At 45.4% G+C, this 19,005-nt stretch carries 16 protein-coding genes; 6 read left to right on the top strand and 10 right to left on the bottom strand.

The features are described from left to right. Positions 1-4: 4 nt before the first annotated feature. Positions 5-928 (bottom strand): nucleotidyltransferase family protein, encoded by a 924-nt coding sequence (locus BLHYD_RS07060; protein WP_005944945.1) that lies wholly within the window; start codon positions 926-928, stop codon positions 5-7. Between the two features lie 217 nt (positions 929-1,145). Between BLHYD_RS07060 and BLHYD_RS07055 the strand changes: the two genes are divergently transcribed. Then, entirely contained in the window at positions 1,146-2,081 is a 936-nt protein-coding gene (locus tag BLHYD_RS07055) for an AraC family transcriptional regulator (RefSeq protein WP_040350253.1), read from the top strand. Positions 2,082-2,166: 85 nt separating this feature from the next. Then, on the top strand, positions 2,167-3,627 hold the full coding sequence (locus BLHYD_RS07050; protein WP_005944937.1) for an arylsulfatase: 1,461 nt from the start codon (positions 2,167-2,169) through the stop codon (positions 3,625-3,627). A 50-nt stretch (positions 3,628-3,677) separates the two neighbouring features. On the opposite strand, the gene BLHYD_RS07045 is transcribed toward BLHYD_RS07050, so the two are convergent. From BLHYD_RS07045 to BLHYD_RS07025, 5 genes are all read right to left on the bottom strand, one after another. Beyond that, positions 3,678-4,796 (bottom strand): anaerobic sulfatase maturase, encoded by a 1,119-nt coding sequence (locus BLHYD_RS07045; protein WP_040350252.1) that lies wholly within the window; start codon positions 4,794-4,796, stop codon positions 3,678-3,680. A gap of 151 nt (positions 4,797-4,947) precedes the next feature. Beyond that, positions 4,948-5,115 (bottom strand): DUF6903 family protein, encoded by a 168-nt coding sequence (locus tag BLHYD_RS07040; RefSeq protein WP_005944931.1) that lies wholly within the window; start codon positions 5,113-5,115, stop codon positions 4,948-4,950. 13 nt (positions 5,116-5,128) lie between these two features. Beyond that, a complete protein-coding gene (locus BLHYD_RS07035) occupies positions 5,129-5,998 on the bottom strand; it encodes a carbohydrate ABC transporter permease (protein WP_005944928.1) in 870 nt (289 codons plus the stop codon). A gap of 20 nt (positions 5,999-6,018) precedes the next feature. Next, a complete protein-coding gene (locus BLHYD_RS07030; protein WP_005944926.1) occupies positions 6,019-6,909 on the bottom strand; it encodes a carbohydrate ABC transporter permease in 891 nt (296 codons plus the stop codon). A gap of 78 nt (positions 6,910-6,987) precedes the next feature. Then, positions 6,988-8,388 carry a carbohydrate ABC transporter substrate-binding protein gene (locus tag BLHYD_RS07025; RefSeq protein ID WP_040350251.1) on the bottom strand — a complete coding sequence of 467 codons (1,401 nt, stop codon included), beginning with the start codon at positions 8,386-8,388 and terminating at the stop codon, positions 6,988-6,990. A 468-nt stretch (positions 8,389-8,856) separates the two neighbouring features. Here BLHYD_RS07025 and BLHYD_RS07020 point away from each other — a divergent pair, with 468 nt between their 5' ends. Further along, a complete protein-coding gene (locus tag BLHYD_RS07020) occupies positions 8,857-9,693 on the top strand; it encodes an AraC family transcriptional regulator (protein WP_005944921.1) in 837 nt (278 codons plus the stop codon). Positions 9,694-9,754: 61 nt separating this feature from the next. Here the strand turns inward: BLHYD_RS07020 and gnpA are convergent, their stop codons facing one another. Together gnpA and BLHYD_RS07010 are read right to left on the bottom strand one after the other, a co-directional pair. After that, positions 9,755-11,923: a 1,3-beta-galactosyl-N-acetylhexosamine phosphorylase gene (gnpA, locus tag BLHYD_RS07015; RefSeq protein ID WP_005944919.1), complete on the bottom strand. Its 2,169-nt coding sequence runs from the start codon at positions 11,921-11,923 to the stop codon at positions 9,755-9,757. Between the two features lie 483 nt (positions 11,924-12,406). After that, positions 12,407-13,279, bottom strand: coding sequence for an AraC family transcriptional regulator (locus BLHYD_RS07010; protein ID WP_021845930.1), 873 nt, complete (start codon positions 13,277-13,279; stop codon positions 12,407-12,409). Positions 13,280-13,501: 222 nt separating this feature from the next. Between BLHYD_RS07010 and BLHYD_RS07005 the strand changes: the two genes are divergently transcribed. From BLHYD_RS07005 to BLHYD_RS06995, 3 genes are read left to right on the top strand one after another with little or no spacing between them, the layout of a single operon-like run. Then, a complete protein-coding gene (locus BLHYD_RS07005; protein ID WP_005944907.1) occupies positions 13,502-14,143 on the top strand; it encodes a bifunctional 4-hydroxy-2-oxoglutarate aldolase/2-dehydro-3-deoxy-phosphogluconate aldolase in 642 nt (213 codons plus the stop codon). A 1-nt stretch (position 14,144) separates the two neighbouring features. Continuing rightward, complete coding sequence (locus BLHYD_RS07000; protein ID WP_005944904.1) at positions 14,145-15,170, top strand: sugar kinase; 1,026 nt, start codon at positions 14,145-14,147, stop codon at positions 15,168-15,170. Between the two features lie 17 nt (positions 15,171-15,187). Then, on the top strand, positions 15,188-16,210 hold the full coding sequence (locus BLHYD_RS06995; RefSeq protein ID WP_005944901.1) for a sugar kinase: 1,023 nt from the start codon (positions 15,188-15,190) through the stop codon (positions 16,208-16,210). Positions 16,211-16,304: 94 nt separating this feature from the next. Here BLHYD_RS06995 and BLHYD_RS06990 read toward each other — a convergent pair whose 3' ends face one another. Together BLHYD_RS06990 and BLHYD_RS06985 are read right to left on the bottom strand one after the other, a co-directional pair. Then, positions 16,305-17,699, bottom strand: a complete 1,395-nt coding sequence (locus BLHYD_RS06990) for an aspartate aminotransferase family protein (RefSeq protein WP_005944898.1) — start codon at positions 17,697-17,699, stop codon at positions 16,305-16,307. Between the two features lie 24 nt (positions 17,700-17,723). Then, on the bottom strand, positions 17,724-19,001 hold the full coding sequence (locus tag BLHYD_RS06985; protein WP_005944896.1) for a nickel pincer cofactor-dependent isomerase, group 22: 1,278 nt from the start codon (positions 18,999-19,001) through the stop codon (positions 17,724-17,726). Positions 19,002-19,005: the final 4 nt, after the last annotated feature.

Below are 19,005 nucleotides of genomic sequence, written 5' to 3'. Positions count from 1 at the left end.
CGCCTTAATCCTCCCATAATTTCTGCGGGTAAACCCCTGCGTCTTTCAATGCCTGAATCGCTGCTACCACAATCGGTTTGTCCTCCTTATAGGTCACACCGTACCATTTATCCTCCGACTCCAAAACTGTCACAGAAGCCCGATCTTTTTTCAGAAGCTCACTCACTACAGACGGAAGAAAATACTCGCACTTTAGAGGGTTCTCCTTTAGCCCTTGTTCCAAAAATGCTGGGAATCCAGCTTGAATCTCATCCAAAATGCTTCTGGTAAAACCCCACATATTCATAGATACCAGAGTGTCCCCGTCCACAGTCACCCAGGATTGTCCGTCATCCTCAGAGTATGCAATCTGACCATCCCGCTTCTCGATTCTGGTTCTCTCGTGAATTCCCACCAGTTGTCTGTCTTCATTGATATCACAGATTCCTCTAGCCACATGTCCATTATCAGTCACAGTATTTTTCAGCCGATAGCCCACCATCGTGTAGCGGAATTTCTCATCATCCTCATGGGTAGTCAGATAGCGATAAATCGTCTCAAATGCATGACGTCCATAATAGTCATCTGCGTTGATTACCGCAAAAGGCCCGTCCACCTCATCAATCGCACTGAGTACCGCATGGGCAGTTCCCCAGGGTTTCACACGTCCCTCCGGGACAGAAAATCCCGCCGGCAAGCTCTGCAAATCCTGAAACGCGTAGGACACATCCATAATCTTTTCCATACGGTTTCCCACCGCTTCTTTGAAATCGGCCTCATTCTCTCTCTTGATGATGAAAACGACTTTCTCAAAGCCCGCACGCTTTGCGTCAAACATCGAAAAGTCCATAATAATGTGGCCTTCTTTGTCCACCGGATCAATCTGTTTTAATCCACCGTATCTGCTGCCCATTCCTGCTGCCATAATCACCAACACTGGTTTATTCATATCTGCACTCTCCTTTTTATTGACTCTTTGTCCTTTGGGTTTTCGTTTGATCTGAGATCATTGTAAAATATCCTGCTGAAAAAATCTTTGTCTTATACTCTATTTCATTTGCACAATCTGCATTTTCGCTTTGCATTTTCAGCATAGATAAGCTATGATATAGATAAATAGTATCTATACTTTGACAACACAGACTAGCAAAAACGAGGTATCTCTTATGAATTATCAAGGTATTCCCCTTCAAAAAGAATTTCAGATTGAGGAGCTGTTTTCTCTTCATTACTTTGAATACATGAGCACTTTTTCTTTTCCCGGGGAAACACATGATTTCTGGGAATTTGTATGCGTCGATAAAGGAGAAGTAACCATCGGCGCCGATAACCACACCTATGTACTCCGAAAAGGAGAGATCGCCTTTCATGAACCTAATGAATTTCACTGGGTCAAGGCAAATGGAAATATTGCCCCTAACTTGATCGTGATCTCCTTCTCCTGCACAAGCTTGTGTATGGATTTTTTTCGAAAAAAAATTCTACAAGTGGACGATCTAGAGAGAGGAATCCTGGCGCGTCTGATTGCAGAAGCCGGCGAATTTCTAAAAGGCAGGCTGGATGACCCCTATCAGACCGTTTTAGAGAGAAATCCCTCGGCATCAACGATGTCCGGTCAGCTCATTCAGCTATACCTGGAACAGCTGTTGATCAATCTCTATCGCAGATACACGGTACTCTCCAAACCGGCCTCCTCTTTTCAATCCCTGGAAAATACTGTCCGGGAAAATACTGACACTGAGATCTTTGCCCAGGTCACGAATTATCTGAGCCAAAATCTAAATTCCCGCGTCACAATCGAAAAGATCTGTCATGACAATCTAATTGGTCGGTCACAACTCCAAAAAATTTTTCAGAGAAAAACTGGTCTTGGTATTATCGAATACTTTTCCAGAATGAAGATTGACACTGCCAAACAGCTGATTCGCAGTGAACAGATGAATTTCACCCAGATCTCAGAAAAACTCGGCTATGCTTCCATCCATTACTTTTCAAGACAGTTTAAAAAGGTAACTGGAATGACTCCGTCGGAATATGCCTCTTCCATAAAGGCTATCGCAGACCGAAAGCAGGAACGTTTTTTTGACTCTCCTCATCTTTAAAGTCACCCAAAACAGTCAAGCCCTCTTTGAAATACCTGACCGCTGCATCACGATTTCTTATCATTAAAACAAGGAGATAACGTATATGAAACAGCCAAATATCATTTTAATTATGACAGACCAGCTTCGAGGAGATTGTCTGGGGTATGCCGGTCATCCAGACGTAAAGACCCCTTATCTGGATACTCTGGCCGCCAAAGGCGTATCTTTTGACCGTGCTTACAGCGCCTGCCCCAGCTGCATCGCCGCCAGGGCCGCTCTGCATACCGGAATGGAGCAGTCCCACCATGGCCGTGTGGGCTATGAAGACAATATTCCCTGGAATTACTCTCACACTCTGGCGGGAGAACTCTCCAAAGCAGGATATTATACCCAATGTGTAGGGAAAATGCACGTACACCCTCTTAGAAATTATCTGGGCTTTCACAATGTGGAGCTCCATGACGGTTATCTTCACGCCGCCAGATATGGAAGCGTTCCCTACCGGGAATCTCAATTCGTGGCAGACGATTATTTTTACTGGCTCAAACAGGAGCTGGGCGTGACCACGGATGTGACAGACACCGGAATCGACTGCAACAGTTATCTGGCACGTCCCTGGATGCATGAAGAAAAGTATCACCCCACCAACTGGGTGACCGAGCGCAGCCTGGATTTCCTGAGGAGAAGAGACCCCCGTCAGCCGTTTTTCCTGATGGCTTCCTATCTCCGTCCTCATCCCCCATTTGACGCGCCCCAGTATTACTTCGACCTGTACAAAAGCAAAGCGCTGCAGCCTCCTTTTGTGGGGGATTGGGAGACAGATGAATTTTTGAAACGAGACGGCCGCATTTTCGACTCTAAGACCGGGCCTCTCGATCCTGAACTGGTCCGTGAAGCCCAGATCGGCTACTATGCCTGCATTACTCACCTGGACCACCAGATCGGCCGCCTCATCATGGCACTGGTTGAACAAGAGTTATATGACGACTCAGTTATTCTCTTCACCGCAGATCACGGAGAAGAACTTTGCGACCACCATATGTTCCGCAAATCCCGGCCCTATGAGGGCAGCTGCCGTATCCCGCTGATTATCAGCGCCGGCAAAAATGTCCTTCCCCTGCTGAAAGCCTCTGAGACCTGCCATGCAGTGACGGAACTGAGAGATGTAATGCCCACTCTTTTGTCCATTGCGGGGAGAGAGATTCCAGATACCGTGGACGGTTTCAACCTACTGACGCTCACAGAAAATCCCAAAAATTCCATACGTACATGGCTTCACGGAGAGCATTCCTATGGGGACTTTTCCAATCACTGGATCGTCACCGAAACTGACAAGTACATCTGGCATTCGCAAACCGGACAGGAACAATATTTCTGCCTGGAAAACGATCCTCACGAACTCAGAGACCGTATCAAAGATTCCGACTGCCGGGAACGAGTACGTATTCTGCGCGGCCATCTTATTGAATCCCTCAAAGGCCGCCCTGAGAAATTCACAGACGGGGAAAAGCTCATAGCTGGCCGTCCTTATCTCCCTACCCTTTCCTCAGCTACAGCCAGATAATGGGAAAGCCTTTTAAAACGAAATTCAGGAGACGCATCTGCGTCTCCTGATTATCTCTTTCCCATTCTTGAGACCAGCCATTCCAGTCGTTCAACAGCATATTCGAAAAATTCCTGGTATGCCTCACAATAATAATTTCTCCGCCTCTCCCCCTCATCCACACAGTCTCTTCTGCATCCGCCTCTGCACAGAGGATACCATCTGCACCTTCCGCAGCGTTCGTCTCTCCGGTCAGCCGACTCAAAAAAGCTCCCTGGTCGTTCCTCCTGCGCTTCCTCTCGTAACCTGGCAAAATCCGTCTCCAGAATGTTTCCCATATAATACTCGTCCAGCGCATAAAAATCACAAGGATATACACTTCCATCCGCCTCAATCACATTCTGAAGGCTACATCTGCCGTACATGGCGCAGGCTTCCGGCTGTTCCCCTCTAAGTATGTCTAAATAGTTGGAAAACTGCCGTATATAGATAGGTTTTCCCATTCTCTGATCTTCAAACCATAAATCAAAAAGCTTTTTCATAGCCTGCGCATACAATTTCGGCCCCAAAGAATATTCCTGCTCTCCTCTGACATCTCCAATAGAGTCTAAGCACGGAATATACTGCTGATACCAAAACCCTTTTCTGCAAAAGAAGCGGTAAATAGCCTCCGCCCGTTCTGCCGTCTGCCTGTTCAGAACACACAGTACATGAAATGGTACCTGCATCCGCTGTAGCTTCCTCACATTTTCAAATACGGAGTGAAAAGTTCCCTCTCCGCCGCTGTCCTTGCGATTGGCATCATGAGTGTTTCGAACCCCATCCAGGGAAACTCCGACTAAAAAATGATTTTCTCTAAGGAAACCAACCCAACTTTCATCCAAACGGCAGGCATTTGTCTGAATAGAGTAATATATCTGCTGTTCCCGCCCTTTTCGGGTATTTACCAACTCCACAAATTCTCGGTAAAAATCCAGGCCAGCTAGCGTAGGTTCCCCGCCCTGGAACGCAAACGTGCAAGTATCCGCAAATTCCAGAGCTTTCTCAATCACCGCCAAAGCTACCTCTCTCTTCATATATCCTGCGTTCTCTGTTTTTCTGTGAGCTGCCTCATCCCTATAAAAACAATAAGTACATTTAATATCACATGCTGATGATACCGGTTTCAGCAAAACCTGTAATGTTTTCAATCTTCACCTCCGAAAACATCTCCGTCATACCTGTTTTCAATTCTGATATATAAATATACCCCTCCTGCCGCAGACTGCTCTGACTTTAGTCAGACAGCCTGCCGCAGAAGAGGTATAACCGATAAGTCGTTCAGATCCTTCTAAACATTGACTACTTATATTTACGGTTGTAGACAAAAAGCAAAGTCAACAAGCCCACCAGCCCCACAAGTTCCATAGCCAGGCCCGTCGCACTGATATTTTTCTGCCCCACAAGGACAAGAGCGAGGCAAACAACAAACACAACCAGCATGATAACATTTCTGATCACAGGATTCATTATTATTTCCCTCCTATCCTTTTAATCCGCCAAGAGTCATTCCCTCTGTCAGCTGCTTCTGAACACAGATATACAGAATCAATACTGGGAGCATTACAACCACCAGTCCGGCATACATAATACCATAATTTGTCGCAGTTCTCTCCACTGCCATCAGATTCTTTAAGCCCATTGCTAACGTCCCGTGTTCATCCATCAGAGTATATGCAATGATATATTCATTCCAGAATGCCAGGAAACTGAACAGAATCACGGTAATGATGCTCGGCTTTGCCATAGGGATCATAATCTTTGTCATTGTCTTAAAGTATCCGCAGCCATCGATATATGCCGCTTCTTCAAAGCCTTTTGGCAAAGTACGGAAATAGCTGCTGAGCAGGTAAATTGTAAACGGCAGATGCGTCGATGCGTAAATCAGCGCCAATAAAAATCGGTTGTCCAAGAAAATTTCCACATGAAACATTCTGTTCGCATCGCTGAGCATCAGGAAAATCGGAACTACTATATAGTTCACATTGATGAATAGTCCTGCCATAAATGCCAGATTTAAAATTTTTCTCCCTTTAAACTCAAAACGCGACAGCGCGTAAGAAGCCGGCAGCGCAATAATCAGCAACAAAATTAAAGCCGTAGCCGTCACCAGCACTGAGTTTAAGAAGAATTCCCCCATCTGCGCATCCCGGAAAGCCACAATAAAGTTCTGATAGAAAAATTGTTTCGGCAGCGCCCAAGGGTTTACATCCGCTCCAATAAATTCCGCATTTTTCTTTACGCTTGCCATAAACACCCAGGCCACCGGCACTATGATCGATATTGCCAATGCAAGGAGAGCTACGTAGATGAACACTTTGTAGAGAATTCGGCTTGCGTTGTTCTTTTTCATACTTCTTTACACTCCCCTTTCTAAAACTCTAAGACTTCTCTGTCTGTAATTCGATTCACAATTGCCGCCAGAGCAAATGAGAAGATAAATACGACAACACCAATCGCCATACCATATCCATACACGCCTGCTCCGTAGGCCTGTTTGTACATGTAGTTCAAAAATACTTCTGTCTTTCCATTCGGCCCGCCATTTGTCATAATCTGTACAAACAGGAAGCTTAAATTTATCGTACTGATAATATAGAAAGTTAAAGTCGTTCGAATATTCGTCCAGATCAGAGGCAGAGTAACTTTGAAGAAAGTCTGGATTTCTGTGGAGCCGTCCAAAGAAGCAGCCTCATACAAATCCTCAGGAATCGCCGCCATACTAGCCATGTACATAACCATGTAATATCCAATCGCCTGCCATACCAGGGCAAAAATAACAGAATACAATACAATTTTCGGATCGCCCATCCACTGATGAGCCAGTCCATCCAGATGAATAGCCCTTAAAAAGGTATTCAAAAGACCATTACTCGGGTCATAGATTGCTCCGAAAATACCTGCAATTACCACGATACTCAAAATATTGGGAATATAAAAGATAACTCGGAAAATGTTTTTTCCCTTGAAATTTCCTCTTGACAATAGTGCCGCAAAAAGTACAGCCAGGAAAATTGTACAAATTGTCACCATTACGATGATAACAATGGAGTTTTGCATTGCCTCCAGGAAATTTCTGTCTCCCAGCAGAGTTTTAAAATTCTGCATCCCCACAAATTCTTTTTTGTTTGTAATACCTCCCATTCGAAACAAAGACATACGGAATACGTTGACCGTCGGAATGAACATAAACAGTATTACTAAGATCACTGCTGGAGCTACACACCCAAAAACAAATCTTCCCTGTGACCGTTTTCTATTCATTGGTTTTCCCCTTTCTTTTAAAAACGGTGAGTTATGATAACTCACCGTTTTCTGCGCCCACTGATTATAACTGTCTGCCTACTCCAGTGCAGCCGCACATTTCTCCCAGGTCTCCACCAACTGTTTCTGCCAGTCGTCAACCGTCATCTCTCCAGTATTGATGGATTCAACAGGGCTGTAAACTGCTTTCTTCATATCCAGTCCTTCGATTGGCTGAGTAGTTGCCCATTTTCCAGTAACTGCAACCACATCGTCTGCCGTAGATGCTTCATAGCAGTCTTTTGTTGTTCCTTCTGGCAATTTCTCAGCCGCACCTTTTACAGGAGCCACAATCGGCGCTGCAGTCGTCTCGCCAGTCTCCTTATTTGTCGTCGTATTGTTCAGCAGAATATCAACTACTGTATCAGAATACATAAATTTCACAAACTCTTTTGCCAAATCTATATTTTCCGCATCAGCCGGAATCCACATCTGCTCAGTGAACGTATAGACAGCCTGTGTGGTGTCTCCTTCCCACTTCGGCGCCGGCATCATACCCCACTCATAATCATCCGGTGTGGAAGCTGCCATCTCTCCGATTACCCAGTTACCGTTCGGCATAAACAAAGCTTTTCCGTCAATGACATTTTGCTGATTAATCTTAAATCCACCGTCAGCATTTGCATTTGCAACGGTGTCCGCCTGTGTATAATCCGGAGTCACCAATTTTCCAAGCGTATCCAACACCTTTCTTCCTTCGTCGGAAGTCCAGGTATTCTCATCATAAGTAAGAGCTGCATTGTAGAAATCAATTCCGCCTGCCTGCTCTAACATGGAATACATGGTAGCATCAAAATAGCCAGACTGCGGGAATGTAAACAGCGCAATTCCGTCTTCCTTCGCCTGATCTCCCAGAGCAAAGAACTCGTCCCAAGTAGTGGGGAGTTCATATTTCTTGCCCTCGCCAATCAAATTCTTATTATACCAAAAACCAGTTGGCGTATAGAAAATCGGTGCAAGGTAAATGCTTCCGTCCCCATATGGCTGAGCATCTGTGCCTTCTAAAATACCATCAATCAGTTTTCCTTTCAACTCATCATCAAATACGTCCGAGATATCGGCCACTGCTTTTTCTTTCAGCATTGTCTCAGTAAAGCCGCTCTCCTGTCCCAGGTTATAATATACAACGTCTGGAACTTCCCCATTTCGGATCTCTTTTGTCAAATCCTGGTCCAGCTGAGAAGACATTTCCAACTCAACGGTAACTCCCTCATTTTCTTCCTCAAAGGCAGTCTTAATATCTTCCCAAATCTGCGTTCCATTTCCTCCCTCGAAAGCTGCAACCTTCAAAACCTGTCCATCGCCGCTGCCATCCGCCTCACTGCCGGTATCACCGCTGCCGCTGCTGCTGTCGCCGCCGCCGCATGCTGCCAAACCGGTAACTGTCATTGCAGATACGAGAGATAAAGCAAGCAATCTCTTAACAACTCTCCTCTTCATATATTTTCCTCCTGTTCTTTGATACATTCATCATAAATCATTTCTAATCAGTTTTCCACACGGATATTGGCTTTTCTTTTATATATCTTGCTATTTTATCGGAAATATTTTATATTTTAAAACATTTTTCGGCAATAATGTTTGATACTTTCCCATGAATCATCTTCACCCCTTATACATTATACACAAATTTTTTAGTTATTTTCCCTCCGCAGATGTATATATTCTTGGCTTAGTAATTCTCTCATATCCAACACATTTTTTACTAACTTTGTTTTTTTAACCTGAAACATGACATTTACCGCAGACAAAAGTTACCTTCTCCTCATTTTAGAAACACCAAAACCACGATTCCCAACCTCTCAGAGAAATACTTCTATTATTTGTACATATGTATTGTCTTTTTCAATAAATCTATACTATAATAATAGTTAATATCTTTTATCTAACTGTTTTAAGGAGGTATACATGAGCTATCGTCATTACTCCATCAAAGATACCGATATCCCCAAACTAAACACACGGCTTTTATCCATCTCCTTAGTTAAGGATGACAAAGATTGGAATAGCGTATTTCACACCCATCATTTCACTGAACTTTTTTACGTTGTCAGTGGAGAAGGAAAATTTCTGTTTCGCAATGAAACTCACCATATTAAAACTGGAGACTTGGTAATCATCCCACCTTATCTGGAACACACTGAGCAGTCTGTCAAAGGTAAATCTTTGGAATATTATGTAATCGGTATTGATAAAATTTCATTCCTAGCTGAGAACGGGCAGACTGGTATTCAGGCATTCTGCAATTTTCGAGACCAATCCTCAGTCTCTGACATATTCGCCCAAATGCTCTACGAGATGCGCAACGATGACTATGGGTCCGAAATCATCTGCCAAAATTTGTTAGAAATCCTGATTTTGAGAATCATCCGCTCCCAGCGCTTGATTCCCATCTCAATCAATTCTGAGCGTATGACGAAAGAATGTGCGCAAATCAAGGAATATCTGGACACTAATTACACTGAGCGCATTACGTTAGACACCCTGACTAGTCTAACCCATATGAATAAATACTATATGGCTCATTCCTTTGCAAAATACGCTGGCCTCTCACCCATACAGTATTTAAACCGACGCCGGCTAAAAATCGCCTGTACTCTGTTAAGAGATACCGATCACTCTGTTTCCGATATTGCTTCATCTACCGGTTTCTCTTCCCAGTCTTACTTTACTCAGAGCTTCCGCAAATATTATGGAATGACTCCCCTTCAATACCGGCAACAAAATGCCGAAACATCTGTCTGAAAACTAAAAAAATATCTGCCAAAAGGACACCAGGAGATATCTCCGGTGTCCTTTTTCTCAACTAAATCTCATACCATATAATCTCATTGGCATCTAAATCCAGCTCAAAGCTACTGCCGTCACCTTTATAGACAGTCGTACTCTGGGGTTCATAGGTATTGTTTACCACACAGTACTTTCCGTTTTTCACATAGGCGTGTACTTCCACATTGTAGTTGCTGCTGAACCACTTATGCAGATCTTTCTCATCATGTGATGACCAGATAATGGACCGGTACAAAAGCCGGCTATTCTCAAAACTGTAAGGAAGTCCGCTGATGTAGACGCAGCGTCCTTTTCCAAACTCATTAACCGCAAGCTGCACCTCTTTGTCTTTCTGCTTTAAGATCATCGTCCCTTCGTAGGCATAGACGTTTTTCTTTCCTTCGCCGAAATCAATCTCGCCCTTGCAGTCCTCAGTGATAAAGTGCTCGTGCTCCTCCCAGTTATATTTATCCATATTCAGTGTGAAGCCGTTTTCCTCCTCCACACCCATAATAGTCGCAAGCTGGAAGAAGTGACCCTCATACTGATGCGCAGCAGGCTCTCCTACACCGATAAAGCCTCCGCCGTTATACACGAACCGCTTAACCGCTGTGATAATCCTCTCGTCCGTCCAGTTTTCACCGCCCGTATATGCTGTGTCCGCGTCGCCCACGTTCAAAATCACGTCAATATCATCCAAAATCTCCGGATTTTCCCGGATATCGTCAAAGCTGATAAACTTCACGTCGAAAGGTGCCCCACTCAGCGCCTCGATCACACCTGCATAGGAGTAATTCTGTTTGTAATAGATTGCGTGATGAACCATATGGTTTCCCCAGGCACGCATTTTTCCCCAGCAGTTTAAGACTGCCACCTTCTTAATGCAGTACGGCGTCGTTCCCTTGATATTCTCATACAGTGTTCGGAACTCTTTGCATACGCTCTCCACATAGTCGATAAACTCCGGAAATTCCATCGCCAGCTTCAGATATCCGCCGTATCCGATACGGTCAATGGGTTTTCGAAGGATTGCCCTTCTGGCAGTCACCCAGTTTACCTTTGCCTCCTTTACCGGATCTCCGCCCTCATGGAAGGTATCCGGGAAGAAGTAAGGCAGGAATCTTCCCTCTGTATACTTCACTCCTTCAATGTCGCTGATCAGCCGCAGGGTACAGCCATTTCCCACGCTGCCCACAACGGCGTCCAGACCGATCTCCTTGAACTCGTCCATGAAAGGCTCCATTCCAATCCAGTGGTCTCCCAGGAACATCATCGCCTCTTTCTTGCACTCGTGGGTGATATCCACCATCTCCTTAGCCAGCTTTGCGACCTCTCTCCTCTGAAATGCCTGGAAATCCTGAAATTCCTTGGAAGGAATCCGGTACGTATTGTTCATATAACCCTGATCGATGATAAATTCCGGACGGAATTTATACCCTACTTCCTTCTCAAACTGCTCCAGAATATAAGGGCTCACAGATGCCGAATAACCATACCAGTCCACATATTTCTCACGGGCCAGCTCATCAAAAATCAGCGTAAATTGATGGAAAAATGTGGTAAACCGAAGCACGTCCACATGTGGGTTGTCCTCAATATATTTTCTGAGTCTCTCCATAGAATATGCATGAGTCTTTGGCTGACGCACATCAAAGGTGATCTGTTTTTCAAAATTGGTCCAACCGTTGGTCACAGCGTTGTACATGTGCACCGGGTCCCACATAATGTACGCCAAAAAGCTCACCGTATAGTCATGGAACTCTTTCGCGCCGCCGATCACCACATCCCCGCTGGCTGAATCATAACGCCACTGACTGACAGGAAGCACCTCTCCTGTCGTCCGGTCGATGACTTCCCACCATCTTGTGATATCATCCCGGTCGTTCACCTTCAGCATATCCGGATAGAGATGATTCATCAAGTGTATTCTCAGCTCACCCCCCACTGCTGTGTAAAAAGGAGTCATAATGTACATCTGCTGAATCTCATCCGGGTTCGCCTTTGCCCATGCATTGTCTTTTCTCGTGGTGTAATAAGTGGAATACACCTTTGCATTCACATTTTTCAATTCTTCCGGGTAATCTGTGCCGTCACAGTCACGAATCGCGTCCGCTCCCCAGCGTTTCACCAATTCCAAAGTCTCTTTCACCACGTCCACATCTGTCGGTATTGTCACTCTCCCGCTCGTACATTCTCTCACAGCCATTCTCCTTTCTCGATGTGAAATTTCCGTTCCTCATATATAACCCATCATACGTAAAAACATTTCCTGCGTCAATTTTCATATTGCTGTCATTTTTATGATTCTTGCTAAGATACTGTATAAGCTCCCGGACAGCGGCTGTGCATTCTGGCAAGCAAGTTTGCCAGGACGTACAGACATTGGACGGGGCAACAGGTATGAACACGCAGGCGTATGCGTCGCAGTGTGAATACCTGTCAGGATTGCGGGAGTGCAACGCACGGAGCAATCCGCTGCTTATAGCTCCCGGACAGCGGCTGTGCATTCTGGCAAGCAAGCTTGCCAGGACGCACAGACATTGGACAGGGCAACAGGTATGAACACTCAGACATATACGCCGGAGCGCGAATACCTGTCAGGATTGCGGAAGTGCAACGCACGGAGCAATCCGCAGCTTATACCTTTGGGGAGGCGCCGCCGACAGGCGACATGAGGGTTGAGTGATAACTACTCTGTCCGCTGCATCGTTTCCCGGTACTCTCTTGGCGACATGCCAAATTCTCTCCGGAATGCTCGGTAAAAACAGGAATAGTCCTGAAATCCCAGACGCCGGCACAGCTGCGTAAGATTCTCCTCCCCTGCCATCGCCTCTTTACAAGCCAACAGCCGTTTCTTCAAAATGTACTGGCAGACGGACACCCCTGTATTTTCCTTAAAAACATGTGCGATGTGATATTTGCTGAGAAAGAAGACAGAGGCAAGCTTTTCTAGAGACAGCTCCTCTCCTAGATGCTCTTCAATATACCACAAAAGATTTTGGTACAGGCTCTCCCCTTCCCGCCTCCGTTTGGGATTTTCCGTCTCACTGCCCAATCTATTTAAAATCAGCAGCAAATCTCTGACACAGATGGTAACCTGCTCCTCTTTTCCAAATCTCTCTGAATGCAGTTCTTCTATCAACCGAAATACCTTGGACTGAATTCCGTGAAATGCTATCACATCGTTGTGGAATCTGTATTTTTTATTCTCTGTCGCCTGACGCACCAGATAGCCGTAGGACAGCGATTGGTCTATCAGGCTTTTTAGATAGCTAGATCCTACCCAAAACACAAAACGACTGTACGTTTCCTTAGGCTCTTCCACCCTCGCGTAATGGGATACACCGGGAGGAATCACCACCACATCTCCTTTTTTCAGTGAAATGGGTTCCCCTTCTATCACCATGGAGACCTTTCCCTCCAAAAAGAGATAAAATTCACAGTAAGAATGTGTATGATTTTCAATCTTCTTTACACACCGGTCGCTGTAATAGTAAATTTCAAAGTCCTCTGAGAGCATATATTGGCGTGTGCTGAATTTCGTCTTCAGAGATTCTCGCAATAAAATCTTCCTTTCTTTGTCATTTTTTCTTTATTATTCCATATTATGAAACCATATTTTTCCTTTTTAATTCCACAAAATATCATTTATATACAAATTATTTCCTTTATTTTCAACATATTTCCCATTGACTTTTCATTTTTATCAAATATACTTATAATATACCCAATCGCATTTTCAAATATTTGTTTCATATTATAAAACTATAAGAGGAGGTATTTCATGAATCAACTACTGGAAAAAATCAAGGAATTTGGAATCGTTCCTGTGGTCGTGCTGGATAACGCAAAGGACGCCATACCACTGGCGCAGGCTCTTTGCGATGGCGGACTGCCCTGTGCGGAGATCACCTTTCGTACCGATGCCGCTGAAGATTCCATACGGATTCTGGCAAAAGAATTCCCACATATGCTCATCGGAGCAGGTACTGTCCTGACGACTGAACAGGTAGACCGCGCCGTCTTAGCCGGCGCAAAATTTATCGTCAGTCCTGGTTTGAACTCGAAAATCATCTGCCACTGTGCTAAAAAGAACATACCGATCATCCCTGGCTGCTCCACTCCTAGCGATGTGGAACAAGCCATAGAGCATGACTTGGATGTGGTAAAATTTTTTCCCGCTCAGCAAGCTGGCGGGCTCGCCTACATCAAAGCCATCGCCGCTCCCTACGTGGGAATGAAGTTTATGCCGACCGGAGGAATCAATGCTCAAAACGTAAAAGAATATCTTACATATGACCGGGTGCTAGCATGCGGCGGCAGCTGGATGGTCAAAAATGATCTGATTCAGGCAGGTAACTTTGATAAAATCAAGGCTCTCACAAAAGAAGCTATAGAAATCGTAAAAGAAAGCAGAGGTAACTAACATGAAGAAAAAAATCATTACATTTGGAGAAATAATGTTACGCCTGGCTCCTGAAGGCTATCACCGTTTCATTCAAGCCGACTCCTTTGGCGCTACTTACGGCGGAGGTGAGGCGAATGTGGCCGTCTCTCTTGCCAACTATGGTTTTGATGCTAGATTCGTCACTAAGCTTCCGAATCATGAAATTGGGCAGGCGGCCGTCAACTCCTTGAGAAAATATGGAGTAGATACCACCCATATCGTCCGCGGCGGTGATCGGATTGGAATCTATTTTTTAGAAAAAGGGGCCTCCCAACGCCCCTCTAAGGTGATCTATGACCGAGCGAATTCTTCCATCTCCACAGCCACTTCCTCTGATTTCGACTGGGAAGAAATTTTTCACGACGCAGATTGGTTTCATTTTACCGGAATCACTCCTGCTTTGAGCGACAGCGCTGCCGCTACCTGCCTGGATGCCTGCAAAGCAGCCAAAGAAGCTGGCGTGACCATCTCCTGTGACCTAAATTACAGGAACAAATTATGGTCAAAGGAAAAAGCCCGTCAAATTATGGGGGAGCTCTGCCAATATGTGGATGTCTGCATCGCCAATGAGGAGGACGCCGCCGATGTCTTCGAAATCCGGGCAGCAGACACAGATGTCTCAAAAGGTGCGGTTTCCCGGGAGGGATACAAGGATGTGGCAAGGCAGCTCATGGAGCGATTCCATTTCTCCAGGGTCGCCATCACCCTTAGAGAATCACTTTCGGCCAGCGACAATAACTGGTCCGCGATGTTATATGACGCAGAACGCTTCTGCTTCAGCAAAAAATACCAGATGCACATCGTAGACCGTGTGGGAGGCGGCGACAGCTTCGGTGCCGGCCTCATCTGTGCACTCTTAAACGGTTGTTCTTCTCAGGAAGCAGTCGATTTCGCAGCAGCGGCATCCTGCTTGAAACATTCTATAGAGGGAGACTTTAATCTGGTCTCTGCCGATGAAGTTCAAAAACTGGCAGGTGGAGATGGCTCCGGTCGGGTTCAGCGATAAACTCAGGAGGTATCGTCATGAACAAAAGGTTTGATCTTCTTGCCCTGGGGGAAGTTTTGCTGAGGCTCTCTCCCCAGGGCGGGGAGCGCCTCACGCAAGGCGAAACTTTAAACAAACAAGTCGGGGGTGCAGAACTAAATGTAGTCTCCGGTGCCTCTTTGTTGGGACTGCATACAGGAATCATCTCAAAACTTCCAGCCAACAGCATTGGCATTTATGCCAAAAATAAAATCCGTTTTTGCGGTGTCAGCGATGACTACCTGGCATACGACAACTCCTCTGATGCACGTTTAGGAGTCTACTACTATGAAAACGGTTCTTTTCCCAGAAAACCCGGCATCGTCTATGACCGGCTACACACGTCTTTTCAAAAGATCTCCGTCTTTGATTTCTCAGAGCGCCTGTATTCCTCAGCCAGATGTTTTCATACCAGCGGCATTACCCTCGCTTTAAGCCAGCTTTGCCAGGACACCGCCATAGAAATGATTCGTCTCTTCAAAGAACACGGGGCACTCATCTCCTTCGATGTAAATTACCGCCAAAATCTGTGGTCCGGTTTCCAGGCCAAAACCTGCATTCAACAGATTCTCCCTCTGGTAGACATCTTTTTTTGTTCTGAAGACACAGCTCGTCTGACCTTCGACAAAAAAGGGGACACGAAATCCATCCTCAAAAGCTTCACCCAAGACTACCCCATCTCCATCGTCGCGTCCACAAAGAGAGTAGTCCACAGTCCCCGTTTCCATACCTTTGGTTCCGTCATCTATGATTCCCGCACAGATACCTTCTATGAAGAGGAACCTTATCGGAACATCGAAGTGATTGACCGAGTCGGCAGCGGCGACGCCTACATATCCGGTGTTCTCTACGGTCTGCTCAGTGAACCCCAAAGCTGTCAGCGTGCCTTAGAAATTGGAAACGCGGTAAGCGCTTTGAAAAACACTGTTTTTGGCGACCTGCCCTCCTTTACCCCTCAGGAGATTGACTCCGTCATCCAAGCCCACAAGACTCCAGAGGTACAGTCTGAGATGAATCGTTGAATCCGAAAAAACCTCCCTGCGGCAGATTCTTTGATCTTTTCATTTATCTGCCGCAGGGAGGAAAATCCTATCGCATTTCCAATTGTTTTTGTTTCTATCCCAGCACTTCGCTTACTGCTTCCTCAAAGGTGTCCAAACCTTCCCTTAGAATTTCTTCTGAAATCATCAAAGGGGGACACACTTTAATCGTTGCGCCGCTTCCCACTGGTGCAAAAAACAGTAAGCCTTTCTCAAAAGACCTCTCCACCACATCACAAGCGGTTTCACAGTCCATCTCCTTTGTCCCCGGTTTTGTGAAAATCACAGCCCATGCCAGTCCGACCCCGCAGACAAAACCAATATGATCTGGATATCTTCTCTGAATTTCTCTCAGTTTTTTCTCGCACACCTCTCCCATTTTTGCAGCATTCTCCACCAGTCCATGGCCAACAATATAATTCATACTTGCCAATGCAGCTGCTGAACACACAGGATTTCCCGTATGCGTGCTAGTCATCTGATTCGGTCCATATAGATTCATCACATCTGATCTTCCCACAACACAGGACAGCGGAAGGGAACTGCTGATGCCTTTTCCGCAACAAATTAAATCCGGTGTCACCTCAGCATGCAAAAAGCCAAACATTTTTCCAGTACGTCCAAATCCCGCCTGAACTTCATCAAAAATTAATAAAATATCGTGTTCTGTACAGAACTTTCTCAGTCTTTGCACAAATCCTTTCGGCATCAGCTGACACCATCCCCCCTGGAAGGTCTCTGTCATGACGCCGGCGATCTCCTTCGGGTTCACCCCAGCATCCTCTAGGCTTTTCAGAAACATGGCAAAACACCGATCATCCGAATAATCCTCATCCTTCTCGTCTGCCCATTGATATTTAAAAGCGTTTGGAAAAGGAACCTGCAGGATATCTTTATCCAAATTTTTAATCCAAGCTTTTCCCGCCGGACTTCCTCCCGCTTGCTGCGAGCCCATCGTCCTGCCGTGAAAAGCATCCTCAAACGTCACAATTTTAATCTTAGTATCGCTTTTTAAAGCTCCATATGTACGCGCCAGCTTAATGGCACACTCGGTACTCTCCGCACCCGTAGTCAAAAGAAATACTCGGTTATCCGGAATCGGAACCAGCTCAGAGATTCGCATCTCTAGCCTCCCTCTTTGTTCCGTCGGGAAGCAGTAACTGTGCAAAAGCCCATGTTCCACCGTCTCTAAAATTGCCTTTTGTACTTCTGGATTACAGTGCCCGGCATTCGTCACGACTACTCCAGACGAAAAATCAATCCAACAATTCCCTGATTTATCGTACACCTGACACCCCTTTGCTGCATCCCAAACAATCACTGGCTGCCCGCTCATGGATACTGGCTCACACGTTCTCATCCGACGCACCAAACTTGTAGACTCTGGATTCGGAATCTGTGTCTTGATTTTCCTATATTTTGTATCAACTAGTTTTACATTTCTTGGTTCCAATGAAAATTGTCTCCCCATAGTCAATCACTCCTTTCTGCTTTCTCACCATAGATTCCCTTTTTCATCAAAGGGCAGTTCCATTAACTCCGTCATCACTTCCATATAGGGATGTTTTTCCACCTCTGGAATCAAAGCTTCCGAAACCCAAATTTCCCCCATATGCAAAGTATCTTTGATTCTGATCACCCGCGGACGTTCCTTATCGTTGTCGCCGCAGTACTTCAGGCAAGCGCCAATCGCCTCTCTATCATTCTTCAGTATCAGAGGAATTCGAAAAGGAGAAAACGTCGTAGAAGTAAGCGCATTGGGATATGACGCCTCAAGATCACATTTTTCAAAAGCCCTACGTGTCGTTGTATCGCCATATCCAATTCCTACCATCTGCCCATGGCTATCCTCGGAGATATCCAAAACAGCCATCTTTTTTGCGTTCATTCCCCCACTCACATAAGGGTTGCAAAATCTCCCCGTAATATTCGGGTCCATCCCATCTCCGGAGATATCCTTTCCTACCTGATCGACAATCAGCAAATCCACATCCTCAATATAGCTTTTTGCCATCAACCTTTTGGCCTCCTCTAGCAACGGTGGTTCCTTTCCCTCAATCTCTTCCCTGGGCATTACCTCGATCTGCGCGGTCTCATCGTAAGCATTCTCTATAATTGCAAAACCAAACAGGATTGGCGCATGTTCTATAATCGCCTTTCCAAACAGCGGGATGTTATGAGCCATATGCTTAGGACCGCTTCTGTGAAATACCTCAGCACCATGCTGTTTTCCAAGCCCTATGACCATCATCTTCATCACACCGCTCTCATATGGCCCTCGAAAATCTGTATGAGGTTTTATTCTGCCAACGACAATAATTCCATCTGCCCCAGCAGCATTCTTGTCAATGTAAACTTCCTGCCCTTCTTGCGTATATCCAATTTTAACCACTTCCATGGAAGATTTAATGGGAGCTTGACAGTACTCTTCTGTCACGCCGTATCCTTCAATAATCTCTCTTTGTCCTTCTGCAGTAGCACCCCCATGACTTCCCATTGCAGGTATGATAAACGGATGCGCTCCTAATTCTTTTGTGCATACGCAAATTTCCCTTATAATTTCTTTCAAATTTGCGATTTTGCGGCTTCCACAGGTCACAGCTACAGACATGCCTGGTTTTACCATTTTCCGTATTTTTTGTTGAAAATACAGCTCTCGAACCCGCGCCGCCGGATTCTCAACCAACGGCCGTGGAAAATTTTGTCTTACTTTTGCCATCTTTGGAATATACGCGTCCTGAAGTAAGATGCTCACTACGCTCTTTTCTTTCATCTTC

This window comes from Blautia hydrogenotrophica DSM 10507 (assembly GCF_034356035.1).
Taxonomy (GTDB): domain Bacteria; phylum Bacillota; class Clostridia; order Lachnospirales; family Lachnospiraceae; genus Blautia_A; species Blautia_A hydrogenotrophica.
This window is presented reverse-complemented; position numbering and strand designations above follow the sequence as displayed.